This is a genomic window from Fictibacillus sp. KU28468 (assembly GCF_026153615.1).
In the GTDB taxonomy this organism is placed as follows: domain Bacteria; phylum Bacillota; class Bacilli; order Bacillales; family Fictibacillaceae; genus Fictibacillus_C; species Fictibacillus_C marinisediminis.
In genome coordinates this window covers 4108732-4135374 of the sequence record NZ_CP110666.1, presented here as the reverse complement: position 1 = coordinate 4135374, position 26643 = coordinate 4108732, and the positions used below count along the sequence as shown (strand labels likewise).

General features: G+C 45.7%; 19 protein-coding genes, 2 tRNA genes and 3 rRNA genes. 18 read left to right on the top strand and 6 right to left on the bottom strand.

Annotated elements, in window-relative coordinates; genetic code table 11:
- The first annotated feature begins 10 nt into the window (after positions 1–10).
- The 10 genes from OKX00_RS21855 to OKX00_RS21810 all read left to right on the top strand — a co-directional run bounded on the left by OKX00_RS21855 (position 11) and on the right by OKX00_RS21810 (position 13629).
- Positions 11–373, top strand: a complete 363-nt coding sequence (locus OKX00_RS21855) for an EsaB/YukD family protein (RefSeq protein ID WP_265408846.1) — start codon at positions 11–13, stop codon at positions 371–373.
- A gap of 12 nt (positions 374–385) precedes the next feature.
- Entirely contained in the window at positions 386–4411 is a 4026-nt protein-coding gene (essC, locus tag OKX00_RS21850; protein WP_265408845.1) for a type VII secretion protein EssC, read from the top strand.
- Between the two features lie 129 nt (positions 4412–4540).
- Positions 4541–4813, top strand: coding sequence for a WXG100 family type VII secretion target (locus OKX00_RS21845; RefSeq protein WP_053356030.1), 273 nt, complete (start codon positions 4541–4543; stop codon positions 4811–4813).
- Between the two features lie 491 nt (positions 4814–5304).
- Complete coding sequence (locus OKX00_RS21840) at positions 5305–7944, top strand: tetratricopeptide repeat protein (RefSeq protein ID WP_265408844.1); 2640 nt, start codon at positions 5305–5307, stop codon at positions 7942–7944.
- A 12-nt stretch (positions 7945–7956) separates the two neighbouring features.
- On the top strand, positions 7957–10629 hold the full coding sequence (locus tag OKX00_RS21835; protein ID WP_265408843.1) for a hypothetical protein: 2673 nt from the start codon (positions 7957–7959) through the stop codon (positions 10627–10629).
- Between the two features lie 68 nt (positions 10630–10697).
- The gene (locus OKX00_RS21830) at positions 10698–11015 is read left to right on the top strand and encodes a WXG100 family type VII secretion target (RefSeq protein ID WP_265408842.1); all 318 of its coding nucleotides are present in this window, start codon (positions 10698–10700) and stop codon (positions 11013–11015) included.
- Complete coding sequence (locus OKX00_RS21825) at positions 11012–12217, top strand: hypothetical protein (protein ID WP_265408841.1); 1206 nt, start codon at positions 11012–11014, stop codon at positions 12215–12217. Before OKX00_RS21830 ends, OKX00_RS21825 begins: the two co-directional genes overlap by 4 nt.
- A 26-nt stretch (positions 12218–12243) precedes the next feature.
- Positions 12244–12510 carry a hypothetical protein gene (locus tag OKX00_RS21820; protein ID WP_265408840.1) on the top strand — a complete coding sequence of 89 codons (267 nt, stop codon included), beginning with the start codon at positions 12244–12246 and terminating at the stop codon, positions 12508–12510.
- A 96-nt stretch (positions 12511–12606) separates the two neighbouring features.
- On the top strand, positions 12607–13041 hold the full coding sequence (locus OKX00_RS21815) for a hypothetical protein (RefSeq protein WP_265408839.1): 435 nt from the start codon (positions 12607–12609) through the stop codon (positions 13039–13041).
- A gap of 27 nt (positions 13042–13068) precedes the next feature.
- Positions 13069–13629, top strand: coding sequence for a DUF5381 family protein (locus OKX00_RS21810; protein ID WP_265408838.1), 561 nt, complete (start codon positions 13069–13071; stop codon positions 13627–13629).
- A 46-nt stretch (positions 13630–13675) separates the two neighbouring features.
- Here the strand turns inward: OKX00_RS21810 and OKX00_RS21805 are convergent, their stop codons facing one another.
- Genes OKX00_RS21805 through OKX00_RS21795 form a run of 3 tightly spaced genes read right to left on the bottom strand, consistent with a single transcriptional unit; the run spans position 13676 to position 15072 of the window.
- Complete coding sequence (locus OKX00_RS21805) at positions 13676–13897, bottom strand: hypothetical protein (RefSeq protein WP_265408837.1); 222 nt, start codon at positions 13895–13897, stop codon at positions 13676–13678.
- A gap of 22 nt (positions 13898–13919) precedes the next feature.
- Entirely contained in the window at positions 13920–14255 is a 336-nt protein-coding gene (locus OKX00_RS21800) for a DUF2085 domain-containing protein (RefSeq protein WP_265408836.1), read from the bottom strand.
- Positions 14248–15072, bottom strand: a complete 825-nt coding sequence (locus OKX00_RS21795; RefSeq protein WP_265408835.1) for an EcsC family protein — start codon at positions 15070–15072, stop codon at positions 14248–14250. The genes OKX00_RS21800 and OKX00_RS21795 overlap by 8 nt, the downstream gene beginning before the upstream one ends.
- A gap of 307 nt (positions 15073–15379) precedes the next feature.
- Here OKX00_RS21795 and OKX00_RS21790 point away from each other — a divergent pair, with 307 nt between their 5' ends.
- The 7 genes from OKX00_RS21790 to rrf all read left to right on the top strand — a co-directional run bounded on the left by OKX00_RS21790 (position 15380) and on the right by rrf (position 24465).
- Positions 15380–17047 (top strand): transglutaminase-like domain-containing protein, encoded by a 1668-nt coding sequence (locus OKX00_RS21790; RefSeq protein ID WP_265408834.1) that lies wholly within the window; start codon positions 15380–15382, stop codon positions 17045–17047.
- A 111-nt stretch (positions 17048–17158) separates the two neighbouring features.
- A complete protein-coding gene (locus OKX00_RS21785) occupies positions 17159–18598 on the top strand; it encodes a nicotinate phosphoribosyltransferase (protein WP_265410612.1) in 1440 nt (479 codons plus the stop codon).
- A 528-nt stretch (positions 18599–19126) separates the two neighbouring features.
- Positions 19127–20676: ribosomal RNA gene (locus OKX00_RS21780) — 16S ribosomal RNA — on the top strand.
- Between the two features lie 94 nt (positions 20677–20770).
- Positions 20771–20847 (top strand) — tRNA-Ile (locus OKX00_RS21775).
- Positions 20848–20870: 23 nt separating this feature from the next.
- A tRNA-Ala gene (locus OKX00_RS21770) sits at positions 20871–20946 on the top strand.
- Between the two features lie 261 nt (positions 20947–21207).
- A 23S ribosomal RNA gene (locus OKX00_RS21765) occupies positions 21208–24145 on the top strand.
- A 204-nt stretch (positions 24146–24349) separates the two neighbouring features.
- Positions 24350–24465 (top strand): 5S ribosomal RNA (gene rrf / locus OKX00_RS21760).
- Together the 16S, 23S and 5S rRNA genes with 2 tRNA genes alongside form the textbook arrangement of a ribosomal RNA operon.
- A 162-nt stretch (positions 24466–24627) precedes the next feature.
- On the opposite strand, the gene OKX00_RS21755 is transcribed toward rrf, so the two are convergent.
- Entirely contained in the window at positions 24628–24855 is a 228-nt protein-coding gene (locus OKX00_RS21755; protein WP_265408833.1) for a hypothetical protein, read from the bottom strand.
- Positions 24856–24916: 61 nt separating this feature from the next.
- Positions 24917–25420, bottom strand: a complete 504-nt coding sequence (locus OKX00_RS21750) for a DinB family protein (RefSeq protein WP_265408832.1) — start codon at positions 25418–25420, stop codon at positions 24917–24919.
- Between the two features lie 401 nt (positions 25421–25821).
- Here OKX00_RS21750 and OKX00_RS21745 point away from each other — a divergent pair, with 401 nt between their 5' ends.
- Positions 25822–26136, top strand: a complete 315-nt coding sequence (locus OKX00_RS21745; RefSeq protein ID WP_265408831.1) for a hypothetical protein — start codon at positions 25822–25824, stop codon at positions 26134–26136.
- 46 nt (positions 26137–26182) lie between these two features.
- Here the strand turns inward: OKX00_RS21745 and OKX00_RS21740 are convergent, their stop codons facing one another.
- Positions 26183–26617 carry an Hsp20/alpha crystallin family protein gene (locus OKX00_RS21740; protein WP_265408830.1) on the bottom strand — a complete coding sequence of 145 codons (435 nt, stop codon included), beginning with the start codon at positions 26615–26617 and terminating at the stop codon, positions 26183–26185.
- Positions 26618–26643: the final 26 nt, after the last annotated feature.

Below are 26643 nucleotides of genomic sequence, written 5' to 3'. Positions count from 1 at the left end.
AAGAGAATCAATGGAAGAGATTATTGTTTCCTTTATACATAATGACAGTGAAAAAGATTTGCGCCTGCCCAACCATCTCGAAAGCAAAAAAATTGCCGAAGCGCTTCACGAATGGGCAGGGCATGCGATGGGATGGGGAGAAGAGCCCTATGACCTTGAATATTCCTTTAATCAAAAAAACTGGTTCCGTTTGGAGAAAAAGAAATCGCTGGCTGATGCTGGGGTTTGGGACGGTTCCTTTTTACGGTTCAGCAAAGAGCCGCAGTCATCCCTCCCAAAAGAAGATGACTTTATGGCCAGTGATGATTACACGGAAGACAATCAGCCCGAGGAACAGACCAGTATGGATTATGCATGGAAAATTATCGATTAAGGAGAGAACGAGATGAGGAAGTCGCCGTATTTTAAACGATCTCCGCGGTTAAAGCTCGCGATGCCTTCAGGAAGGATGGTCGTTCATCGTCCAAAAGGTGAACCGGCAGAGCCGAAATTTTCATTCGAGTCCATGATCATTCCAATCTTTCTGACGCTCGCAACCGTAGGAATCATGTACTATATTTCAAAAACGATGTACAACAGTGCGAGCTATGCCATTTTTATGATGGCGATGAGTATTCCGATGCTCGGCTCTTATATTGCGACGATCATTCTTTTTTTCAAAAAGAAGAAAGCATACAAGCTTGAAGTGGAGCAGCTGCACAATGAGTATTACCAACAGATTAAGAAGCATCATGGAGAAATTGAAGACCTGAAGAACAGGCAGTCCCGTTTTCTTCGGGAAAAAGATCCGAATCCTCAGGACTGTGTACGCCGGGTCGCAGACCGAAAGAGTTCGTTATGGGAGCGCGCCTATAATTCTGAAGACTTTATGGACTTGAGGCTCGGCCTCGGTTCTCGTCCATTTAAAATGGAGATTGAAGTACCGGCACAGGATGGTTATGATGTGAATCCGCTCATTGCGGAAGCGCAAAAATTGCAGACCGATTACCGTGAGCTGCAGAATGTCCCGGTTTCGATCCCGCTTCAGGAAAAGCGCGTGGTCGGACTGGTCGGGGAGCGTGCGGATATCCTGGAGATGGCCCGCGTACTGGCTCTTCAGCTTGTCACCCACCAATCTCCGGAAGAAGTGAAGCTTGTCAGTGCCTATCATGAAATCGAAAGCGAACAGTGGAGCTGGATGAAATGGCTGCCTCACGTTTGGGATGAGGACCGGGAAAGGCGGTATGTAGCTGAAGGAAAGCTGATGACACAGAAGCTGTTTGAAAGGCTGTACAGCAGCCTCAACATCAGAAAGCTTGAAAATGATGGAAAAAATGATGGCGTTGTTCATATTCCTGAATATGTCTTTTTCCTGCCAAGCCTTTCTCTGCTGGAGGATGATTCCCTCTTGCCGCTCATTTTAAAACAGGGAGATTCGATCGGCGCATCTGCCATTCTGCTTGCTCCGACGAAAGAAGCACTGCCGATGGAGTGCGAACTGATCGTTGAAGTGAGAGACGGTGTGGCTCAATTGTATGAAACGTTCTCCAATGACCAGGATGAAGTGGTTTACTTTACTGGCTCTGAAAAAATAGCGATCGACCACTTTACGCTGACCGAGGCAAAAACGATGTCACGTATGATTGCACCGCTAAGGGTGAAGCAGTCCTCTGCAGGAGTAATCCCCAAGGTTCTGCCGTTTTTGGATATGTACGGCGTGAAAAAAGTAGAAGAACTGGATGTTGTGTCCAAGTGGAGCCAAAACCGCTATCCGACTACGCTTCCTGTCGCGATTGGAGTCAGAGAAGGCCGCAAACCGGTCTATTTGAACATCCACGATAAGATTGAAAAGGAAGGCCATGGTCCGCATGGTCTGATGGCAGGCACGACCGGTTCAGGAAAAAGTGAAGTCATCCAGTCGATGATTCTTTCTCTTGCGGCCACTTACCACCCGCATGATATGGCGTTCATGCTCATCGATTATAAAGGCGGCGGAATGTCCAATACGTTCCAAGGACTGCCGCATGTCGTGGCGACCATTACAAACTTGGAGGATCCTAACCTGATCAACCGGGCGAAGGTATCGCTGCGAGCTGAGCTGGAGAGGCGTCAGAAGCTGTTTAACCGGGCGGGCAACATTCAGCATATTGATGAATACTTCCGATCCGAGTGGAAGACAAAAGAACCGCTGCCTCACTTGTTCATCATCATTGATGAGTTTGCCCAGCTGAAAAAAGATCAGCCAGAATTCATGGATGAGCTGATTTCGATCGCCGCGATCGGGCGTACGCTTGGCGTCCATCTTCTGCTCGCTACACAGAAACCAGCCGGAGTAGTGGATGAGAAGATCTGGAGTAACTCCCGTTTCCGCATCTGTCTGCGTGTACAGGATGATAACGACAGCCGCGAAATGATCAAGATTCCAAACGCTGCGAGCATCAACGTTCCTGGACGGGCCTATTTCCAGGTCGGCAACAACGAAGTACTGGAATACTTCCAATCCGCTTGGAGCGGGGCAGGGTATCATCCTGAGAACGAGGAAGAGGCCAATATTGCCACCATTTCCGAAGTGAAACTCGATGGAACTGATGATGTGCAAAAAAGAATCAAGACAGAAGGCAAGACCGCAGAAAAGCAGATTCAAGTGCTAATCCGGCATATGAAGGAAGAAGCGGAGAAGAACAATGTTCATCCGCTGCCGGGTCCTTGGCTGCAGCCGCTGCCTGAAAGTCTTCCGATCTCCGATTTGATAGAAACCGAGAATTGGACTTCCGGTGCTTGGGAATCGAGCGAAAAGTGGATGGAGCCGAAAGTCGGCATCATTGATGATGTGGGCAATCAAGCTCAGTATCCATTGGAGCTGGATCTGAAGGAAGGACACCTGATGGCATTCGGGATGCCTGGATCCGGGAAAACGACGTTCCTGCAGTCCACACTTCTTTCCTTGTTCTATCAGCATGGTCCACGCGATCTGCATACGTACATCGTGGACTTTAGCCGGCAGTTGAAAGACTTTGCCCGTTTTCCGCAGGTCGGCGGGGTCGTACATGAAGAAGATACGGAAAAAATGCAGAGACTGTTCCGTTATTTCCTGAAAGAACTGGCGAAGCGGAAAGAGCTATTCTCCAATGAAGGGGTGAGCTCGCTCGAAACGTACCGCAGCATTACGAAAAAATCACTGCCTGTCCTGCTGCTCGTGATTGACGGTTATCACCGGTTCCGGTCAACGTTTGAATTTGAGAATGAGAAGCTGGAAACGATCCTTCGTGAGGGGGCGACTTACGGCATCCTTACGTTCGCTACGGCAAACCAGACGAACGACATGTACGAGCGCTATAGAAGCAACTTCGCCTCCATGGTCTCTTTTGAACTGGCTGACCATACCGATTACTACTATGCTGTTGGACGGCCGAATTTTGCTGCGGCCAACTTGCCGGAAGGCCGCGGGTTTGTGAAGGGACACAATCCGCCCCATATCTTTCAGGGGATGCTTCCTTATAACGGAGGGGGTGAGCTTGAAAAGGTATCCTTTATCCGGGAGATTTCCGGAAAGATGGCGGACGAGGCGAAAGGAGAACGGGCAAAACCAATTCAGATGCTTCCTCGCGAAATTTCCTTAAACCAGCTGCTGGACGAGTTTCCGACGGCCGATTCGAAACTGCTCCCGTATGGTATTGATGTAGAGGACTTGGACATCCAGTCGCTCGATCTGGATGATGCAGACCATGTGTTTGTCACGGGCCGTGTGGAATCCGGGAAAACGTCGCTTCTCCAAACGCTGGCCTTATCGCTGATGTACCAAAACCCTGCCGATCAGCTTGATCTCTATTTAATCGAGATGGAGCCGCAGACGAAAGGCATCATGAGCATGGCGGCCTTTCCTCATGTGAAGGGCTATGCAGCAGATTTCATGCAGGCAAAAGAGCTGTTCAGCGAGATTTATGCCAAGATGGAGGAAAGAAAAAGCGACAGCCTCTCCTTCGGATGGGGGAACGGGCAAGAAGAAAATTCCTATCCTCCTGTTGTCATCATGATCGATGATGCGGAAAACTTTATGCAGCAGATGAATATGGATTTTGAGATCAAAGACCAGCTTGAGAAGCTGACAAGAGAGGCACGCCAGAAGAACATCCACTTTATGCTGGCAGGTTCGATTACAAGCATGAACAGCTATATGCATGATGGCTGGTTCATGAACATCAAGAAAAAGTTTGCCGGATTCCTGCTGGGTTCTACATTGAGCAATGATCTGTATTTCTTTAATATGCGCCTGCCTCATACGGAAACTGATAAAGAGCTTTCAGCAGGGGACGGCTACATCATCAAAGGAAAACATACGAAGATTAAAGCCGCTCTTCCTTTTATTACGCTTGAAGAACGAAATGAATGGGAGACTTTAGTCCGTGAAAAGAACCATGTTTTTGAAGCGTAGCTTACTATATATAGGTAAATTGTTACCAATTATGCTAGGAAAAAAGGATGAAAATGGATTTAAGATGTATCTAACTGGGTAAATGTATTGTATATTTGCCTCATAATGGAAAAAAGGGAGATGAAACGAATGTCAGTAAGAATTCTCGTAACACCAGAAGAACTAGAAGGAATTGCATCGAAATTTAGAACTGGATCTGAAAACAGCCGCACTCAAACACAACAGCTTTACCAAGCACTTCAATCACTTGAAGGTAAATGGGATGGAGCAACGAAAAAACGCTTCTTCGACCAATTCGAACAATCCCGCCGCCACATGGAGGCTTATGTGCAGTTACTTGACAACATCGACCAAGAGCTTCGTCAAATCGCAACTCGTTTCCGCACAGTCGACGCACAATAAGGAATCTATGATTTCAAGCAAACAAGAAAGACTAGTCAATTCCTTTGGCTGGTCTTTTGTTTTGGGTGATTCCAATTTAGCAGGCAGCAGGTGGACTTTTATTTTTTTTAGTGCTTATACTCGCTTCCAATTTGGTATATAACGTACTCTTTATCTTCAGTTTCTCAGGAATTAAACGATTGTTTGAAAGCTCTGCCGAGAATGTTTACGATCATTGTATTTCGGCTTTTGTGTATAAGTGGAACGGCTTGCTTACAAGGTTTGCTATGCTAATTACAGCTTTTGTTTTTTTCCTTTTGTTGGGATTTGCAATAGATGCATTGTGCAGAACCAGCTAGTAAGTTAAGAAAGTATTGTATATTTTTGTAAACGTTTTTTGTAAAATAATACATATAGTACTAGATTTATGGTTTAATATTGTCGAAAAAAGAGAATGTATTATATTGGCAATTATATAGCCTAATGGTTGCATGGATAGGGGTTTTCGCATTATGAGTTTTCAGCCGGAAGTCGGAGAAAGCATACGCCTGTTTAAAAGAAGATATATGTTTCCCAAGCACCCTGCCGTACAGGGGATCGATATACCTTACGGGCAGGAAGGACGGCAGGGAACAGTCTATCAGATTAAAGAGGACAACACGAGAAACAAAGCCGCTCTGAAGGTGTTCAGAGAAAGATTCAAGAACAAAAATCAGGTCCGTCTTTCCGAGCAGTTGAAGAACTATTCTTCGTTTTACGGACTGTCTGCCTGCCTGCGCTCTGTCATTGAGGAAGGGGAGCACGCGAGGCTCATCGGACAGTTTGATGAGCTGGAATATTCCCTGATCATGCCGTGGATCGATGGTCCTACATGGGCAGACATTTTGATGGAAGAGCAGACCCTTTCAAAAGAAACGTGTCTCCGCATCTCCTGTATGCTGGCTTTCCTTCTGAAAGAGCTGGAAGAAGCGGGCATCGCCCATTGCGATCTATCTTCGAGCAATGTCATTCTTCCGTTTCTTCAAGAGCATGCCTGGCCCATATTTGCAGACATCGAACTGATCGATATTGAAGAGCTTTACGCGCCGGAACTTAGCGAACCGAAAGCGCTGCCGGGCGGATCACCCGGCTATGCAGCAAACTATGTAAAAGATGGGGTCTGGTCCAAGAACGCGGATCGTTTTGCAGGAGCAGTGCTCATTGTGGAAATGGCATCATGGCATTTGGAAGAGGTCCGCAAGCTAAAGGCGGACGATTTCAGCTATTTTAATACCGATGAGATGCAGAGTGAAACCGAACGGTACAAAAAGCTGCTCCATGCGCTTCAGGAAACGCTTGGTGAACAAGCCGTACAGCTGTTTAAGCAGACATGGAAAAGCAAAAACCTTGAGGAATGCCCTTCTTTTTCTGAATGGTTTGGCCTTTTCCCTGAACATGTCAGAAATTTTGTCAGCAGCAGCTATGAGAAGTATATGGCCTCCAAGAAACCGTCTGTTCCGCTGGGGACGATGAGTCTTGATACACTGCTTAAGATTGCAGCAGCATTTGAAGGGCTTGGCAACCAAAAAGCAGCGCACAGTGAGTATCAATTCATCATGAATCAGTTTCCGGAGCAGAAGGCTGTTGTGGAAGAGCTGCAGATGCTGCTGGATGACGATGAGGAAAACAGCCGGCCTGAACTGGTTCCCGCAAATTATCTCGAAGCGGCCCAGCATTTTGAGAAGCTCCAGGATTGGAATACCGCACTTATCTTTTATACCCGCTGTACGCAGCTTCCTTCAGTGGATTTTACGACCAAAGAAGAGCTGTCCATCATCATCGAAGAGCTTCAAAATCAGATCAGGGCTGAAGCGGAACAGCAGTCAACGGCAGAAAAGCTGAAACAGATCGCAGAGGAACAGGAGAAGGCGACAGCTGCAGCGCTTGCCGAACCGCTCGAGGGGCGAAAAGCTGAGCGTCCTAAATTCAATGTTCAACAGTTCTTACTCAATAACTGGAAATGGATGGCCGGGACGGTAACAGCTGTTTGCCTCGGAATCGGACTTTATTATATGTACCAAGCTTCTCAAGAGAAAAAGTGGCACGATTACATACAGCAAGGCACTGAAGCTTTTTCACAGAGAAGGTACAGCGAGGCACAGCAGTATATCCAAAAAGCGATTGATAAGAAGCCGACAGAGGATCTTTACACGAAGATGGCGACGATTTATATCAGCCAGGGACAAAATCAGCAGGCCATTCAGTACCTCAGTGATTTGAAATTGAAAAAAGAGCTTTCACCCAAAAATACAGAAGCCAATTATCTTATGGGCCGGGCCTATTTTATAGAGACGAATTACAATGAGGCCATTCCTTATTATGAAGCGGCCTACAAAGACAAAAAGAATAAGTATCATCAGGACGCAATCAGGGATCTTGTCATCAGCTATGCTTCCATCAACCAGTTAAAAAAGGCCAATACACTGGTAGAGCAGCTGCAAGGCAAGGATAACAAATCGAAAGCCTTTGTCGCCTACTTAAAAGGGGACCTTTACAAGAGGCAAGGTAAGGGTACGGAAGCTGTTGATTCGTTTGAGGAGTCGGTTGATCTTGACCCAGCCAATAAAAAATATATAAAGAAACTGATTGAGGCGTATATCAACAACAATAAAACCAATCAGACCGATGACTCAACAAAGACCAAAACTTACGAGAACGCCATATCGTTAGCGAACAGTCTGCTGCGTGAAGATTACACGAATATCGATTATTTAAATCTGACCGGCCAGCTTTACTATGAATATGGATTGTTTGCTGAAGATAAAAGGCAAAAGGCGAAAAGTCAAAATTTATATAAAGAAGCATTAAATGCTTACAATCAAGTAACTGATTTAGGAATTCAAGAGAGAAACACGATACTGAATACAGGGATTTTATATGAAAAAGTTGGAGATAAGGCAAAAGCTGAAGCGACGTATAAAAAAGTGATTAAGCAGAACCCGGTCTACGGACATGCCTACTTCGTTTATGGAATGTTCCAGATTAAAGAAAAAAATTACAAGAAGGCTTTACCGCTGCTTAAAAAGGTCATCCAGATCAATGAAGACCCCACTGATGTGAATCTTGCAAAAGAACGTATTAAAGAAATGAAAGTGAAAAAGGTTTTGATTTAGGGAGGGACAACCATGGCAGAAAAGGAAAATGAAAGTTTTTTCAGCCCCAAAGCCAAAAAGGTAATGCTGACATCATCTGCGGCATTGCTTGTGGCACTTGCCGGTACAGGAACGTATTATTGGCAAGCGAACCAAACTTCTGAGACAGCAAGTTCAGAATTAGCTAAAAAACCAGGTAATACAAGCAAGGCAAGTAAAGATATCCGTCTAAACACAGACGATAACCAAGTCAAAGATGACCGGAACAACAAACCAGATAGTAAAGGCGAAGATCTGTCTCCTAACAGCAATAACAGTGATGGCTTTGTACTCAGTGACGACACCGAGAATCCAGTGTATCTCGTAGACGCATCTGATCCTAAAAATCCAATTGCTCAATTAATTGTAGACTCGGATAAAGTGGTCATTGAAACACCTATACCGCCTGCAATTCCAACCGATCCGGTAATCACCCCGCCGGTTGATGATGGAACTCTTCCACCGGTCATTGATCCTGGAACGGATGATCCAGGCACAGATCCAGGCACAGATCCAGGTACAGATCCAGGTACAGATCCAGGTACAGATCCAGGCACTGATCCAGGCACGGACCCGGGAACGGATAACCCTGGTGGAGGTACTGATCCAGGAAATCCAGGGGATCCAGACAACCCTGGTGATCCGGGCGGAGAAGACCCTGGCAGCCAGTTCCCGGATGTAGCGCTTGTCGTTCCGGAATCTTTATACGAGCGTTTAGACAGCTACAGCGGCAACGATGATTTTTACAATGTCATGTACTACGGGCAAAAAGAAATTAAACCCGACAGTGAAAAATATGATGACTTGATCAAGATGGTTGTGGAAGCTGCAGCAGATGCAAAAACAAAAGCATATCAAGAGCAAATGATGACGTCTGACAGCTTGTCCAACCTTCAGATGATCACATCACTTGGTTTTGAAAATAAAGATCTGAAAAAACTTCAGGACGAAATCAGAGCCGATCTTTATTCCAAGTTTGCAGAGCAGGAGATTGCTATTTACCTCAGCAAGCCGGCTGATCCTGAAAGCCCTGGTGATGGTAATGGAGATCAGCCTCAAACGCTTGATGCCGAAAAGGCACAGCAAGTTATCTATTACATTGGAAAATACAATGATCAGCATCCGAAAGAAGATTTGAATCCGAACGAATACAGCGAAGCAGACAAAGTATTAATGGAAGCTGCACATCAGGAGCAAGCGACCAACATCGCAGCGGCTCTAAATAAATACCAGATGCTCGCTCAGTACTCTCCGACATACAGCCAAAGCGCTAAAGACTTAAAAGCTGGAATTGTAGCAAGCAAAGTAGAGCAGGAAAGAGCAGAAGCTGGAACAAGAGAGCCAGGGCAGTATGAACCGCTGCCAGCAGGCCATGAACTTGAGGCTCTTAAACAACTATTGGATAAGAAAAAATACGCTCAAGTTGTTGAACAGGGCGGGGATTATGTCGGTACAGACCTCCCGCTCGGCGGCTTTAAGCTGGTTGTAGATAAAGCCAGCGAGGCGCTATTAAAAGAAACAGACGAACTTGCAAGTGCACAGGCTGCTTATACAGCAAACAAACAAGAGATCATCAACAACTATCAGATCCTGACCGAAGAAACAGGGGTTTCTGATGATGTCGATCAGAAGGCAGCAGCCCATTTAGACGCTTACTTCTTAATGCACCAGGCGATTAAAGCGGCTTCTAACGATTTAAATGAAGCAGTCATCCTTGCTTCTGAATCTGTTCAGAGCTGGGAAAACAGTGCTTCTACCGGAAAACTGAACGAGATTGCCGGCCAACTCCTTTCTTCTGCTGAAAAATATAAATTAGCAGATATGAAAAAAGAAGAAAGCGTTTATGAATTGCTGAGCACAACGCCTAGAGTGAATGAAGCCGACAAAGCAACGGCTTTCAACCGAAAGAAAGCCTTTGCGTATTCAAGAAAAGCGGCAGACCTGCTATCAGGCAAAAACTATAATGACGCGATCTTCTATGCGAGTGAATCCAACCAGATGTACAATAAAGGACAAAACGAGGATACACTCCGCGACGCCGCAAGAGCTCTATTTGCCCAACATACTTCTGGAGATTATTACGATCGCTATAATGATCTATTAAAAGTCTACCGAATGATTGCAAGTGCTTCCGGTATGCCGAAAAATGAAGCAGCTATGGCGATTGAAAGACAGGAAGCGATCGATAACTTCCAAAAAGGCATGCGTGAAAAAGCAGATGGCGACCGTGAGAAAACTGTATATTACCTTGATAAAGCTGCTGATAGTGAATGGATGTCTGACAAAGTTAATCCAGAACTTCAATACCAAGCCCAGCTCCTGCTAAACCATGCCAATGACTTGAAGGCTAAAGGTAATGAAGATGATCTTAAAATAGCAGTCAGATACTACCAAACGTTGCTTGTGACTAAGCATGTCAGCAAAGGCACGCGTGATGAAGCGAGAGACGCCATCAATGAACTGAAAAAGAATTCAGCTCCGGCAGTTAAACGAGACGACGCTCCACAAGAAAAGCAGCAGAAGCACACTGAGCCTCAAAAAGAAACGAAGCCACAAGCCGAGGATAATGAGGTTCAAAAAGAAGCACCGAAAGCTGAAACACCACAAACCGAAGCTCCTCAAACAGAAACAAGACAAGAAGAGCCAGAGACATCTGAACAAGTATAAAACCTAATCAGCAGGCAGCGCAGTTGCCTGCTGATTTTAGAATAAAAAGAAATGGAGGAGAAGTATATATGGATTCTGGAAAAATTCGTGCGATGGCTCAAGGCTATAGCCAGGCAGCAGGATTAGTAAGAGAATGTGAATCCAGATTGAAAGGGACCCTGGAATTCAATGGGGGAACGTGGACGGGAAACCGAAAAGAAAAATTTAACAGCAAGTATCAGGATGCAACCAAGGCTTTTAATTCGGTGGTCACAGAATTTATGGAAACTAGCAGCGAGTTGAACAAAGCGGCTCTGCGCTGTGAACAGATTCTGCATGATCTATTGGAAAAGGAACGCCTGCAGCAGCTTAAACTGCTGGAACTTCAGAAAGGGGGCCCAAGATGACGAAAATATCCATACAGCCGGACAAACTCTATAAGATGTCAGATGATATGGTTAAAGAGATTATGAATCTGGAAGAGATCATGAACGATTTGAATAAGAAAATGTCTGATGTGGTAAATTCCTTGTCTCAAGGACCTCATTATTCACCCGAGTACTACACTGCCATGCAGGGGGCATTCATGCATCATGCCCAGTCCAAGTATCTGGTGGGACAATTGAAAGATGAGATATCTGAAGCGGAAATCTATTCAAGAAATACGGCTGAGAAGTTTGAAGAGGAAGATAGTTTGTTTAGTAAGCTGTTTAACATTTATAACGATTATCAAGGCTTTGTAGCAGCCGGCACGATTGCCTCACATGGGCTGTTTTTTCAGCTTTCTGGACTATCGAAATATGTGAAGGTAAATGGGAAGTGGGAAGTAAGACATAATGGTTATTACCAGCAGCTCTTGAAGTCTGTCGATGACTCCAAGTTTAGAGCGTTTGCCCGAACATGGGCCAATAAACGAGGGATGTTTAAATACAAAAACGAACCTTTAGAAAGCCTGCTTTATAAAAAATACTCCAAATTCTTTCCGGATGATGTGACGAAATTTACGAATGGCATGATGGATTTTAAATCCAGCATCAAAAACACTGGCATGCTCAATACACTTAAGAACCATACGGGAGATTTGCTTAAAGCGGGATCCAAGTTTGGAAAGACGAATGCCGCCATTGGTTTGGTTATCTCAGCCGGGTCGGCTTCTGTGGGCCTTGGAATGGATGTTGTAGACAATTACCGTAAGTATGGCGGAAATGAAGCCGTCTTAAAAAGAGAAAATGCAAAAGCCGTCGGAAGAGCAGCCAACACATTGATTGTGGAAGGTGGATTCACGGCGGCCGGCGGCGTAGTCGGAGGGGCCATAGGAAGTATCGGCGGTCCTGTAGGTACAGTAATCGGAGCAAGTATTGGAGGAGCCATAGGCAGTATGGTCGGTGAAAAAGTAGCAGCCAAAACAGCAGGCTTTTTTGAAGATGCGGCACTGATTGCGAAAGAACCTATTCACGCTACGATAGAGACGGTTAAAGGTGGAGTGGAAGCAGTAGGTAAAGGAATAGATGCAGTGGAAAAGGGTGTAGACAAGGTGAAGGATACGGCATCCTCTCTCATTGACGGAGGGAAGAAGTTTTTCTCGAGTAAGCTTTCGTTTGGCTGGTAGTGAAAATGAATAAGAGGTGATGATGAATGAATAGAGTGTCGCTTAGTATAGATGAACTTATCTATGGTTTTTACAGTGAAGGATTATTTGAACAAGCAATAGGATTAAGACAAACCTATTTTGAAGAGTTAAATGATGAACAGTTTGAGCTGGTGCTTCAGACCTCTTGCCGTTCCTTACTGTCCAAAGAACTGCTGATGTATGATGAACACAATCACAGATTTCAATTAACTGAGGAAATTTCTTCCCTGATCAAATCGTTAAATTATTCTCCTTTATCTTTGAAATTATAGAGATTTGAAGCTGATGGAGGGCAGGGTTCAATTTCCATTCACTTATCAGGAAGGAAATGCATTTGCCATTCCGTTATACATGAAGGCCAAGTTCATGTGTTTGAAATTGTCACCCAAGGTGAAATTTTACTTAAATTAAAAGAATATTTCTCCTTGAAGGACACGGGCAATGGCTCTGATAAAATTTTGGAACTTAAACAAGAGGAATTTGAGGAAATGTTAACATTAGCAGAACAAGAACCTTCAAATCTTGAGGCATACTTATGTACTTTATCTAGCCATAATGAAGCTTCAATTTTTGCAAATGCCGTTTCTTATAATCATGGAAAAATGAACAGTATGCTGGTCTTAGGATTTGATGATAACAGAGAACCGGATATTGAAGATGTATTGTTTGTTATTTGTGATCCTGTTTCTTCATGGGTAATTAAAAAGAATGAGGAGACATATGAAGTATTAAGTGGCGGAGGAAATATTCTTTCTGATTTGGCAGAATCGAAAATTGCAGGTCTTAATTCTCTTTCTGTCTAAGTGAATAAAAAATAGCGGGTGGTAATTATGAATTTTGTTAATGAAACAGATAACGGGGTGCAGGTGACGTACAGCAGTCTTAATCTTAAATGGATGGTCGTAGGTTCATTGCTGTTGACTGCTGGTTCACTTTACTTAATGTCTTCTGTAATGGATGTGGGTATAATCCGCGGTTTTTTCAATTTTTTAATTGGAACAGTTGGCTTATTGTTTTTTGGCGGAATTCTGTTAAGAATATTGACCATTGCTTGGGGGAATAAGATACTCTTTCAAATTAAGCCCACTGGCTTTGTGACGAGAAAAGGAAAAGAAATTCCGTTTTCAGATATTCAGGGCATGTCTGTTGGCTGGCACAGTTCTCGTCCTGCGGGAATGGTCTTTAAGGATGTTATACTGCGTACGAATCAGAAGTCCATTCTAAAGAGCAAAGCTTATTTGTGTACTTACAACTTATTGGACGATGATGAAATTGAAGCGATTATCAATAAATATGTAATTCCGAAAGTCAGTGAATCCTGCAAACAAGCTTGGCTGCAAGAAACTTCATCTAATGTTCATGACACTAAAAATCCAAATATCCCAACTTAGCAAACAAAGCAGGCTGTAATAGCCTGCTTTGTTGATGTATTTTAGATTAACAGCAGTCAATCTGATTACAGACTTCATCACAAAATGTGGTTTCTTCCTTGTTCCTTTTCTTTTGTGAATGCTTTTTTTGATAGAGGTACATTGTTCCTGCACTCACCGCTGTCCCAGAACCGATCAGAGAGGCCCCAGCTAGGCCGTGGCCGGAAAATAGTAATTGGAAGCTTGCAATGATGGTAGTGAATATGGTCATAATTAATGCAATAAACATAAAAACACTCCCTTAATCAATTTCAGCTTAGTAGCTGCTTCAACAAATTTGCAGCAAACCAAATCATCATGCACTGGCCGAGGCCGCTCAATAAACCTGTAATAACTCTTAACGTATTGTTGCTCTCGCGCCATTTCCATTTTTGGGTGAAGCCGTCAATCAGCATCGGAAGCTGAAGAAGCAGAGCGAATAAAAGATTATGTACTTGCGGAACAAAGTAAAGAAAAGGAAGCAGCAGATAGGAACCATAGATTGCGGTGCACCTTGCGCAAAGTGCCATCGGTTTTCCTTTTATTTTTAAGCTGCGTTCATGTCTGCGGTGGCAGGGGATAAGTGATAAAAGCTCCCCCTTACTCATTTAAGGGTTCCTCATCCAGCAGGTGAAGACGCTCTAAAATCCTCCGCTTCCGATAAAGCATCATTCCAGTTTCCGCAACCTCTTCTATGGTGGACTTATTGATGAAGGCCCCGAAGATAATTCCCGCTACAGGCACCATTTGAAAAAGTTTCTTCCAGCCGAAATTGTCACGGTAAGCAGCAATCACTTCACGCCATCCTTGCAGCTGAGAGATCGCCTGGCGGTCACGCTCCGCATCAGTCATAGAGAGCTGTTCCAGGATTGCACGTTTTCCTACATAATCAGAAGAGGCAAACTGCAGGCATTTGATGATAAAGATCCGCTCCTCTTTTTCATTAGGATCGTATCCATACGAGATCGCAATCTCCTGCAAGGTTTTCAGCGATAACCCAAGGACAAGAGGGATATCGATTCCGAGGGTAAACAATCCGCCAATACCGGTCGTTGCCCCTTGAACCGTTGCCATCTTGGCCCGGGAGCTTTTAAAATAAGACGCGGTCTTGTCCATCGACGCAAGAGGAAGATTTGCGATTTCTTCAGCTGTAAAGTCTTCTGGCAGTTCCTCGAATTCCTTCATTTTTTTCAGGATGGATTTCTTACTGACCAAATATTTACCCCCGTTGTGAACATAGCTGCCGATCTCATCCACAATTTGAAGCATTTTATCTTGCAGAAATTTGGGTGTGATTTTATCCAGGAACATGAAGGGGATCCGTCCCAGCTTCTCCCAAAACCAGAGATCCTTTTGATCCTTTTCCCATTTCTCAACCCTTGTAAGTTCTAGTGTTAGATTATCCCGTGTTTCTATCGTCCTCACTCCCCTAAGTATAGGTGGTTAATATAACCATTATAGTATTTTACCAAGTATACGTCATAGGTTATTGAAGAGTTTCATTCAAGCCCGGTTACGTTTATCTCTATTTTGTCTGCGGGTATGTATTTTGGAAAAGGATGGATATCATGATAGTGTCATATTGAATGGACAACAGCGATAAAGTAGTAAGAAAGATTTTCTTTCTATATTTGTGAGGTTTGGCGAGGAAAAACGCTTTGGATAAGCTGGTGGTATGGCGTAAAATAAAAGTATCGCAAAATAAGAGCGTTATTATTAAGGAGTGAACACGATGAGGGAAATCCTCCTCATTTTCATTCTTCCATTTTTGCTGATTGTAGTGCCAGGCTGCAGCCTGTTGGATACGGCAGACCCGAAGATCGATGAAGGCCCGGCCGGAAGCAAGTATACGTCAGCAGCAGAGAAGAATAATGAGAAAACCGATTTGGAGCAAGTGCAGCTTAGCGGATACAGCAGAAAGGTTGGAGCCACTCTTACCAGCCCAAAGTATAGTAAATTCAGTGTGAACTCTGCTTTTACCGTCTCAGGCGACATCAAAAACACGAAACGCTTAAAATCGGATTGCGCGCTGATCACGGTTCACAGTGAAAAAGGCGGCAGTCCCGACTTTAAATATTTGTCACCGATCAAGGGAGGCAAGTACAAGCAAAAAGTTCAGCTCTTCGACGGGAAAGGGACTTACCAGGTGAAGGTCAGCCTGCCGAGTGAAGAAAGCAAGGATTATTATTATGATCTTACCGAAATGGAAGTTACGAATGTTAATCCAGAAGTGAAGAGAGATATTCTCTATACACAGAACGCTTATCAGCAGAATCTCAAATTGGATTCTTCAATTGAAGGTTATATGAAAAAAGACGGCAAGGTTAATTTGAGCGGATCGATCGGTAATAAAAAAGCAAAAGACCTCATGATACAAATCTCAAAAGGTCCACAGGTGACCAAAGTAATGGTTCCGGTGAGCAACGGGCGTTTCAAGACCAGTCTGCCGCTTTATTTTGGAAAAGGGGTTCATACCCTTAAGATCATGACGCCTGCACAGAACATGGCCAACTATTATAATCAGGCCGCTGAACTGCAGGTGAATAACACCTCAGGCGTAACCTCCCAGCCGATCGAATATTCAAAGGAATACAGCGAACGCGGCTATACACTGGAATCCCCGACAGCAAGCGGTGGAAAAACAGGTCTCAAGGAGGAGGTAAAAGGGAAAATTGATCCAAACGCTCCGTATGCCAAAGATACGGATACCGTTTTTGTTCAGACAAAAAAGGGAAGTTTGGAAGCTATGTACGCCATCCCGGTGGAAAATTACACGTTTGACGGAACGTTTTATCTTCGTTTTGGACCGGGCAATTATGAGGTAAATGTATTTGCGCCAGAAATTTCATCGGCCAACAGCAATGTTCAGCATTTTACCGGCGTGGCGCATTTTAACGTAGAAAACACGAACCCGAACGATGGGCGCTATCGACTGCCGTCAAGAGGCATCCAATCGGATGATCCTGAGATCGGAAGGCTTTCCAAAAAGCTGATGCAAGGCAAGGCGAACGACAAGGAGAAGGCGCTCGCCGTGTATAAGTATGTAGCAAAGAATGTACGCTATGATGTACAGAAGCTCAATCAGCGGTCATTTGCCTTTGATGATAGTGCGATTAAAACACTGCATGAGAAAAAAGGCGTCTGCCAGGATTTTTCCTATCTCGGAATCGCGCTTTTACGCGCAGGAGGGATGGAAGCACGAGTCGCTACAGGGTATGCAGGCCAGGATCATGCATGGATAGAGACGAGAGTGGATGGACGCTGGCTGACGATGGATCCGACGTGGGGTTCAGGGTATCTGCAGAACAATGAGTTCATCAGAAACTTCACGATGAAATACTTTGATCCCGCCCCATCCGAATTCAAGAAAACACATACCAAATCTGGTATAGAATATTAATCAAAAGCCCAGAGAAACCGTTTCTCCGGGCTTTCTTTATTTGGGCAGAAGAAGTAGAGTAGGAATTGTGAGTTAAGGGAAAATAAGGTGAGAAAGGTGTGAAGAATGATGATGCGGCATGAAGATCTAACATTACATACGGACAAGTACCAGATTAATATGATGTATGCTCATTGGAAAAACGGAACACAGAACAAAAAATGCGTGTGTGAAGCATTTTATCGCAAAAACCCGTTTGGCAATGGCTATGCTGTATTTGCCGGGCTTGAACGAATCGCATATTATCTGCAAAATCTGAAGTTTTCAGAAGAGGACATCAATTACCTCAGAGAGCAGGAAGAGCAATATGAAGAAGGTTTCCTGGAGGAACTCAGGAATTTCAGGTTCACAGGCAATCTTGCTTCTGTTAAAGAAGGAACGATTGTTTTTCCGAAAGAACCTTTAATCAGGGTGGAAGCCAGAATTTTCGAAGCCCATTTAATTGAAACAGCTCTTTTGAATTTCATGAACTACCAGACATTAATCGCAACAAAAGCCGCCCGCGTCAAGCAAGTGGCGCCTGAAGACTATCTCATGGAATTCGGAACGCGCAGAGCGCAGGAAGCAGACGCTGCAATCTGGGGAGCAAGAGCGGCTTATATCGCAGGATTTGATGCAACATCCAATCTTCTTGCCGGTAAATACTTCGGCATTCCTACAAAAGGGACACATGCCCATTCCTGGGTCCAAAGCTTTGCGAGTGAAGAGGATGCGTTCAGAAAATTTGCCGAGGCCCTTCCGGATCAGAGCACACTTCTCGTAGATACATACGATTCAATGAAAAGCGGTCTTCCGAACGCGATAAAAATCGGTCTTGAATTAAAAGATAAAGGAAAAACCTTAAAAGGAATAAGACTCGACAGCGGCGACTTGGCCTACCTCTCCATACAGGCGAGAAAGATGCTGGACGAAGCAGGCTTAAACGACACTATGATCGTTGCCTCAAATGATCTTGATGAAGATGTCATCTCCGAATTAAAAGGACAAGGAGCCATGATTACCTCATGGGGTGTCGGCACACAGCTCATTACAGCTGCCGATCAGCCGGCGTTGGGCGGGGTCTACAAATTGGTTGCCCGTGAAAACAATGGGGAATACGTTCCATCCATTAAAGTCTCCGGAAACGTCGAAAAAGTAACAACTCCGGGCTTTAAAACCGTCTACCGGATTGTGAACGAAGATACCGGAAAAGCGGAAGCAGACTACATTGCAATGGTAGGAGAGAAGCTTCCCGAAAAAGATATCTACCTGTTTGATCCTGTGGAGACCTATAAAGATAAGACCATCCATCGTTTTCAAGCGGAGGAGCTCTTGAAGCCGGTCTTCCAAGATGGAGAGCTGATTTACGAACTTCCAACCGTACAAGAGATTAAATCTTATTATAAAAGCCAGATCAAAATGTTCTGGCCACAGCACATGCGAAAGCTGAATCCGCAAACCTATTTCGTCGATCTGAGCAAAAAAGTGTGGTCCACCAAAATGGAACTATTGAAACAAGCAACGAAAAAATAGAGCGAAGAACCTGGGCGATAGAAGTCTGCCAGGTTCTTTTTTGTTTTAGAGGTGTTTGAGGGAGACCGGCCAAATGAGAGTCGAACATAAGAATAGAAGGAAGAAGGAAATTGGGAAGAAAGTTCAATCGATATTCATTTGTCGGCATCGCTTTAATTTCTACAGTTTAACTTTGTTGGAAACGGCCTGGGAGCCTAGGACCAATTGGAATTCAACCTTATTACGGGTTCTTGCAGGAGCGGTTGGTTTCTGCTGTTTAAATAAGTTGGTTTTTTTATTCTAAAAAAGGTTGACCACTCTATGAATCGCTGGTATAGTAATAAACGTTGCTGCTTTTGATACATAATTTTCTTCGAAAAAACGTTTGAAAAAAGTTGTTGACTTAGCAAGCAAAACTTGATAAGATATTCCTTGTCGCTGATCGGACGCGACGGAATAACAGTTCTTTGAAAACCAAACAAAAGCCAGGTAAGTCAGGGATTTTACAATCCCATCAATTTTTAAACTTTAAGAGCTATATCAAACACTTTATTGGAGAGTTTGATCCTGGCTCAGGATGAACGCTGGCGGCGTGCCTAATACATGCAAGTCGAGCGGACCAAAGAGAGCTTGCTCTCTGAGGTTAGCGGCGGACGGGTGAGTAACACGTGGGTAACCTGCCTGTAAGACGGGGATAACTTCGGGAAACCGAAGCTAATACCGGATGATAAAGAGAAACGCCTGTTTCTTTTTTGAAAGTCGGCCTTGTGCTGACGCTTACAGATGGGCCCGCGGCGCATTAGCTAGTTGGTGAGGTAACGGCTCACCAAGGCGACGATGCGTAGCCGACCTGAGAGGGTGATCGGCCACACTGGGACTGAGACACGGCCCAGACTCCTACGGGAGGCAGCAGTAGGGAATCTTCGGCAATGGACGAAAGTCTGACCGAGCAACGCCGCGTGAGCGATGAAGGCCTTCGGGTCGTAAAGCTCTGTTGTCAGAGAAGAACAAGTACCGGAGTAACTGCCGGTACCTTGACGGTACCTGACCAGAAAGCCACGGCTAACTACGTGCCAGCAGCCGCGGTAATACGTAGGTGGCAAGCGTTATCCGGAATTATTGGGCGTAAAGCGCGCGCAGGCGGTTCTTTAAGTCTGATGTGAAAGCCCACGGCTCAACCGTGGAGGGTCATTGGAAACTGGGGAACTTGAGTGCAGGAGAGAAAAGTGGAATTCCACGTGTAGCGGTGAAATGCGTAGAGATGTGGAGGAACACCAGTGGCGAAGGCGGCTTTTTGGCCTGTAACTGACGCTGAGGCGCGAAAGCGTGGGGAGCAAACAGGATTAGATACCCTGGTAGTCCACGCCGTAAACGATGAGTGCTAGGTGTTGGGGGGTTCCACCCTCAGTGCTGACGTTAACACATTAAGCACTCCGCCTGGGGAGTACGACCGCAAGGTTGAAACTCAAAGGAATTGACGGGGGCCCGCACAAGCAGTGGAGCATGTGGTTTAATTCGAAGCAACGCGAAGAACCTTACCAGGTCTTGACATCCTCTGACCATCCTAGAGATAGGACTTTCCCCTTCGGGGGACAGAGTGACAGGTGGTGCATGGTTGTCGTCAGCTCGTGTCGTGAGATGTTGGGTTAAGTCCCGCAACGAGCGCAACCCTTGACCTTAGTTGCCAGCATTCAGTTGGGCACTCTAAGGTGACTGCCGGTGACAAACCGGAGGAAGGTGGGGATGACGTCAAATCATCATGCCCCTTATGACCTGGGCTACACACGTGCTACAATGGGTGGTACAAAGGGTTGCAAAGCCGCGAGGCCGAGCCAATCCCAAAAAGCCACTCTCAGTTCGGATTGTAGGCTGCAACTCGCCTACATGAAGCCGGAATTGCTAGTAATCGCGGATCAGCATGCCGCGGTGAATACGTTCCCGGGCCTTGTACACACCGCCCGTCACACCACGAGAGTTTGTAACACCCGAAGTCGGTGGGGTAACCTTTTAGGAGCCAGCCGCCGAAGGTGGGACAGATGATTGGGGTGAAGTCGTAACAAGGTAGCCGTATCGGAAGGTGCGGCTGGATCACCTCCTTTCTATGGAGACATGAGTGCACTTAGTAGCCTCATGAACTTACCTGAGCTTTTGTTTGGTTTTGAGAGAACTTCTCTCATCTATAATATGGTGCATGGGCCTATAGCTCAGCTGGTTAGAGCGCACGCCTGATAAGCGTGAGGTCGATGGTTCGAGTCCATTTAGGCCCACCATAACATTTTCATACAGACAAGATGGGGCCTTAGCTCAGCTGGGAGAGCGCCTGCCTTGCACGCAGGAGGTCAGCGGTTCGATCCCGCTAGGCTCCACCACTAGAAAATATAGTTGATATTTTCTTTTTTAGTCGGTATAATATGAAAGTTGTCTCTTGAAGGCAACGCCGATATGCACCTGCGATTACTCGGTGCATGTAACACAGAGGGTTACACAGCGTTGTAGCCATGTTCCTTGAAAACTAGATAACGAAACATCCAAACAAAGCCAACTAATTCATTAGTTGTGCGCTGATTATGCAAGACCCATGGTCTAACGATCATGTGAAACGATTCAGCTGAAAAGCTGATTCGGTTAAAGGTTAAGCTAGAAAGGGCGCACGGTGGATGCCTTGGCACTAGGAGCCGAAGAAGGACGGGACGAACACCGATATGCCTCGGGGAGCTGTAAGTAAGCATTGATCCGGGGATTTCCGAATGGGGGAACCCACCATCCGTAATGGGATGGTATCCATATCTGAATACATAGGATATGAGAAGGCAGACCCGGGGAACTGAAACATCTAAGTACCCGGAGGAAGAGAAAGCAAATGCGATTTCCTGAGTAGCGGCGAGCGAAACGGAATCAGCCCAAACCAGAGGGCTTGCCCTCTGGGGTTGTAGGACACTCAACATGGAGTTACAAAGGAACGGGGTAGATGAAGCGGTCTGGAAAGGCCAGCCAAAGAAGGTAACAGCCCTGTAGTTGAAACTTCGTTCCCTCCTGAGTGGATCCTGAGTACGGCGGGACACGTGAAACCCCGTCGGAATCCGGGAGGACCATCTCCCAAGGCTAAATACTCCCTAGTGACCGATAGTGAACCAGTACCGTGAGGGAAAGGTGAAAAGCACCCCGGAAGGGGAGTGAAAGAGATCCTGAAACCGTGTGCCTACAAGTAGTTGGAGCCCATTAACGGGTGACAGCGTGCCTTTTGTAGAATGAACCGGCGAGTTACGATAACGTGCAAGGTTAAGCTGATAAGGCGGAGCCGCAGCGAAAGCGAGTCTGAACAGGGCGCCATAGTACGTTGTCGTAGACCCGAAACCGTGTGATCTACCCATGTCCAGGGTGAAGTTCAGGTAACACTGAATGGAGGCCCGAACCCACGCACGTTGAAAAGTGCGGGGATGAGGTGTGGGTAGGGGTGAAATGCCAATCGAACACGGAGATAGCTGGTTCTCCCCGAAATAGCTTTAGGGCTAGCCTCGCGGCTAGAGTCCTGGAGGTAGAGCACTGATTGGACTAGGGGCCCCCACAGGGTTACCGAATTCAGTCAAACTCCGAATGCCAGAGACTTATCCGCGGGAGTCAGACTGCGAGTGATAAGATCCGTAGTCAAGAGGGAAACAGCCCAGACCATCAGCTAAGGTCCCAAAGTATACGTTAAGTGGGAAAGGATGTGGAGTTGCCCAGACAACCAGGATGTTGGCTTAGAAGCAGCCACCATTTAAAGAGTGCGTAATAGCTCACTGGTCGAGTGACTCTGCGCCGAAAATGTACCGGGGCTAAACGTATCACCGAAGCTATGGATTGTACCTTAGGGTACAGTGGTAGGGGAGCGTTCGAAGTGCGGTGAAGTCAGACCGGAAGGACTGGTGGAGCGCTTTGAAGTGAGAATGCCGGTATGAGTAGCGAAAGACAAGTGAGAATCTTGTCCATCGAAAGCCTAAGGTTTCCTGAGGAAGGCTCGTCCGCTCAGGGTTAGTCGGGACCTAAGCCGAGGCCGAAAGGCGTAGGCGATGGCCAACAGGTTGAAATTCCTGTACCACCTCCTTTCCGTTTGAACGACGGGGGGACGCAGGAAGGTAGGGAGAGCGCGCGATTGGAAATGCGCGTCTAAGCAGTTAGGCTGATTGTGAGGCAAATCCCGCAATCGTGAAGGCTGAGCTGTGACGGCGAGGGAAATTACAGTACCGAAGTCCCTGATCCTACACTGCCAAGAAAAGCCTCTAGTGAGGAAAGAGGTGCCCGTACCGCAAACCGACACAGGTAGGCGAGGAGAGAATCCTAAGATGATCGGGAGAACTCTCGTTAAGGAACTCGGCAAAATGACCCCGTAACTTCGGGAGAAGGGGTGCTCTGATAGGGTTAACGCCCGAGAGAGCCGCAGTGAATAGATCCAAGCGACTGTTTAGCAAAAACACAGGTCTCTGCGAAGCCGCAAGGCGAAGTATAGGGGCTGACACCTGCCCGGTGCTGGAAGGTTAAGAGGAGGGGTTATCCCTTACGGGAGAAGCTCTGAATTGAAGCCCCAGTAAACGGCGGCCGTAACTATAACGGTCCTAAGGTAGCGAAATTCCTTGTCGGGTAAGTTCCGACCCGCACGAAAGGTGTAACGACTTGGATACTGTCTCAACGAGAGACCCGGTGAAATTATAGTACCTGTGAAGATGCAGGTTACCCGCGACAGGACGGAAAGACCCCATGGAGCTTTACTGCAGCTTGATATTGGATTTTGGTACAGTTTGTACAGGATAGGTAGGAGCCTGGGAAGTCGGAGCGCCAGCTTCGATGGAGGCGTCGGTGGGATACTACCCTGACTGTATTGAAATTCTAACCTGGAACCGTGATCCGGTTCGGAGACAGTGTCAGGTGGGCAGTTTGACTGGGGCGGTCGCCTCCTAAATTGTAACGGAGGCGCCCAAAGGTTCCCTCAGAATGGTTGGAAATCATTCGCAGAGTGTAAAGGCACAAGGGAGCTTGACTGCGAGACCTACAAGTCGAGCAGGGACGAAAGTCGGGCTTAGTGATCCGGTGGTTCCGCATGGAAGGGCCATCGCTCAACGGATAAAAGCTACCCTGGGGATAACAGGCTTATCTCCCCCAAGAGTCCACATCGACGGGGAGGTTTGGCACCTCGATGTCGGCTCATCGCATCCTGGGGCTGAAGTAGGTCCCAAGGGTTGGGCTGTTCGCCCATTAAAGCGGTACGCGAGCTGGGTTCAGAACGTCGTGAGACAGTTCGGTCCCTATCCGTCGCGGGCGCAGGAAATTTGAGAGGAGCTGTCCTTAGTACGAGAGGACCGGGATGGACACACCGCTGGTGTACCAGTTGTTCCGCCAGGGGCATAGCTGGGTAGCTACGTGTGGACGGGATAAGTGCTGAAAGCATCTAAGCATGAAGCCCCCCTCAAGATGAGATTTCCCATCACGTCAAGTGAGTAAGACCCCTTAGAGATGATGAGGTTGATAGGTCTGGTGTGGAAGCGTGGTGACACGTGGAGCTGACAGATACTAATCGGTCGAGGGCTTATCCTTATTAACAAAAGCGGTATGAACCGTTTATATCCGACAAACGTTGGAGATCCTGACGAGAACACGTTTTTGGTGTTCGCAGGAGGGATTGAAACGACCTCGAGGATATGGTTCATGGAGCTGGACGTTAGCATCAGTGAAAGTTTGGATGAAGTTATCTAGTTTTGAGGGAATATACCTCAAACTAGGTTGAAAAACCTACATATGTCTGGTGGCGATAGCGAAGAGGTCACACCCGTTCCCATACCGAACACGGAAGTTAAGCTCTTCAGCGCCGATGGTAGTTGGGGGCTTCCCCCTGTAAGAGTAGGACGTTGCCGGGCAAAAAGGGTGGAACGAATGCAAATTCGTTCCACTCTTTTTTTATATTTTGGCTCTGTTAAACTTTAATGTTGATAATAGGTCAAAATTAAGGGGCTGTCCAGAAAGTCGAAAATTGACCTTCATGCAGCCCCTTTTTGGCTTGAAAAATCTTCAATGAAAAGTTAATTGAAGTGGAAGATGCGAGACTCCTCGAAAATGAATTTCACATTTTCTTCGTGCGATATAACGCTGCCGAAGCCTTCCTTGTCCTGCGGGACTAGCGTGACAGGTGAGACTCCCGCCGGTGCTTGCACCAAAAAGTAGGCGTTCACGCCGGTAAGGCTCACCGCACGCCCCGCGAAAGTAGGAGCTCGCGCCGGTAAAAGCGAGCAGCCTGGAACGGAAATCAACAGCTTACAGACTTCTTGGACAGCCCCATTCCTATTACTAACGAACTTGTTCGTAATAATATTAAAGTGGTGGATTTTCCACACCTAAGTGAATCCAATCTTCTTTTGGTGGTCCATAAACCCCAAAAGGTTTGATTCCAGCTTGACGCATAAGAATTGTAACTTGTCCACGATGATGAACAATGTGCTTAATTAGTCCCATTAAAATTTGAGCATTTGTTTCTTCTCTGCCAAATGCAGCTTGTACTTCCTTCAAAGATTCGTCTGTCCATTGCTGTTCAATGACTTTGATTGCATAAGAACTTATATTTTTAAAGGTTTCAGCAATTTCTTTAGCTGAGGTAGGGACATTTTTTGCATTTTCTACTTCATCTATTTTTTGCCCGAAATGAGCTAAATACTCTGGAATATTTGTTGTGAAATGCCAAACAATTCTTCCCAAAGTACGCCCTTCTGGGTAAACTTTTTGATTCAATGAATCATCAGTTAAACCTTCCAAAACCTTTTGAGTTAGCGTTGCCTCCCGATTCCATTCTCTAATAAAGTCTGCAATCTTTACATACATATACAATACCTCCATAATCACATTTCAATGATTTTTTGTTTCTGAAAACACATTATAAAACATTTGTTCGCATTAATCCAACCTCCTTATTTACCATCTTTTGTTAGTTTAGTAATTGCTACACATTGAATTTTGACAGTCGCAAACTGTCATATGTGTCTGTCATTTCAAATTAATGAATAAGGGCCTGAAAACAGATAATGAGCCAAACTGAACATTAATTGAATCAAATTGATGATTAATTGATTCTAACTAACAATTCAGACTTCTTCGCCCGCAGAAAACCACTGAAACCACGCGCTAAATTCCCTTCAACAGAGATAAATCTGCAACTAACCTCATATAATGGTGTAATGGCGATATAATTTTACCTCGATCCAACAGATAAAGAGGGATATCTCATGAAAATATCGATAAAAAACGTCAATGTGGAATCCATCACGATGAGAGGTTCATTGAATATCGGAAAAACCTTAATCATCAAAAGATACGGCAAAGAAAAACCCTCCACAAACAAAACGACTGATCAAGAATCTTTCAGCAACACCACTGCCGACACCACCGAAACGACCAAAACCACCACAGCAGAAGGCGTCACAATCATGGAAAACAACGTCAACAAAACAAAGGAAGAAAAGGCCGAGGAAATGCTACTGGCCAACGCATCACTTCTTTACTATATTTTAATCACTCTGCTGGCAAACCCGCAGCCCTAGACTCGTAAAAAATGACCCAGAGGGCGACAACAGATGCCTCTGGGTCTTATTCAAAGTAATCATAGATTTTTACTTTTTGTTGTTCTTTTTCCTGCTTGAGGCGCTGGAGGCGGACATACAGCAAGCCCCGGTAATAGCCGGCATCCAGCGGACGGTCTTCGACGGGATGGGGAAGCGGAATCTCCCGTTCAATGGGACCCGACGCGATTTCTTCGGTGACACAGTTAAATTTTTTTATTGAGAAATCAATGGTGCTTGTCACCTTCAACGTACGGTAATGCACGTATAAATGGATGTCCTCGATATTTTTTACACCAGGGAGGTTAATTAAGCAGTAAATTTCTTCTGAATTCTCATATACATTAACTAGAGGCCCTTGGTTGGTTAAGCCAAACTCCTTAAAATCATTAAAGAAGTCTTTGCCGAGTACTTGATCGGCATATTTTTTCCATTCGTTTCCCTTGCCCCATGATGGATTCATGTCACTCACTCCCTTGCAGACCCAGT

Coding starts and splice junctions, on each gene's coding strand:
- OKX00_RS21855 (WP_265408846.1), top strand. CDS start 11: ATGGAAGAGATTATTGTTTCCTTTATACATAATGACAGTGAAAAAGAT.
- essC (WP_265408845.1), top strand. CDS start 386: ATGAGGAAGTCGCCGTATTTTAAACGATCTCCGCGGTTAAAGCTCGCG.
- OKX00_RS21845 (WP_053356030.1), top strand. CDS start 4,541: ATGTCAGTAAGAATTCTCGTAACACCAGAAGAACTAGAAGGAATTGCA.
- OKX00_RS21840 (WP_265408844.1), top strand. CDS start 5,305: ATGAGTTTTCAGCCGGAAGTCGGAGAAAGCATACGCCTGTTTAAAAGA.
- OKX00_RS21835 (WP_265408843.1), top strand. CDS start 7,957: ATGGCAGAAAAGGAAAATGAAAGTTTTTTCAGCCCCAAAGCCAAAAAG.
- OKX00_RS21830 (WP_265408842.1), top strand. CDS start 10,698: ATGGATTCTGGAAAAATTCGTGCGATGGCTCAAGGCTATAGCCAGGCA.
- OKX00_RS21825 (WP_265408841.1), top strand. CDS start 11,012: ATGACGAAAATATCCATACAGCCGGACAAACTCTATAAGATGTCAGAT.
- OKX00_RS21820 (WP_265408840.1), top strand. CDS start 12,244: ATGAATAGAGTGTCGCTTAGTATAGATGAACTTATCTATGGTTTTTAC.
- OKX00_RS21810 (WP_265408838.1), top strand. CDS start 13,069: ATGAATTTTGTTAATGAAACAGATAACGGGGTGCAGGTGACGTACAGC.
- OKX00_RS21805 (WP_265408837.1), bottom strand. CDS start 13,897: ATGTTTATTGCATTAATTATGACCATATTCACTACCATCATTGCAAGC.
- OKX00_RS21800 (WP_265408836.1), bottom strand. CDS start 14,255: ATGAGTAAGGGGGAGCTTTTATCACTTATCCCCTGCCACCGCAGACAT.
- OKX00_RS21790 (WP_265408834.1), top strand. CDS start 15,380: ATGAGGGAAATCCTCCTCATTTTCATTCTTCCATTTTTGCTGATTGTA.
- OKX00_RS21785 (WP_265410612.1), top strand. CDS start 17,159: ATGCGGCATGAAGATCTAACATTACATACGGACAAGTACCAGATTAAT.
- OKX00_RS21750 (WP_265408832.1), bottom strand. CDS start 25,420: ATGTATGTAAAGATTGCAGACTTTATTAGAGAATGGAATCGGGAGGCA.
- OKX00_RS21745 (WP_265408831.1), top strand. CDS start 25,822: ATGAAAATATCGATAAAAAACGTCAATGTGGAATCCATCACGATGAGA.
- OKX00_RS21740 (WP_265408830.1), bottom strand. CDS start 26,617: ATGAATCCATCATGGGGCAAGGGAAACGAATGGAAAAAATATGCCGAT.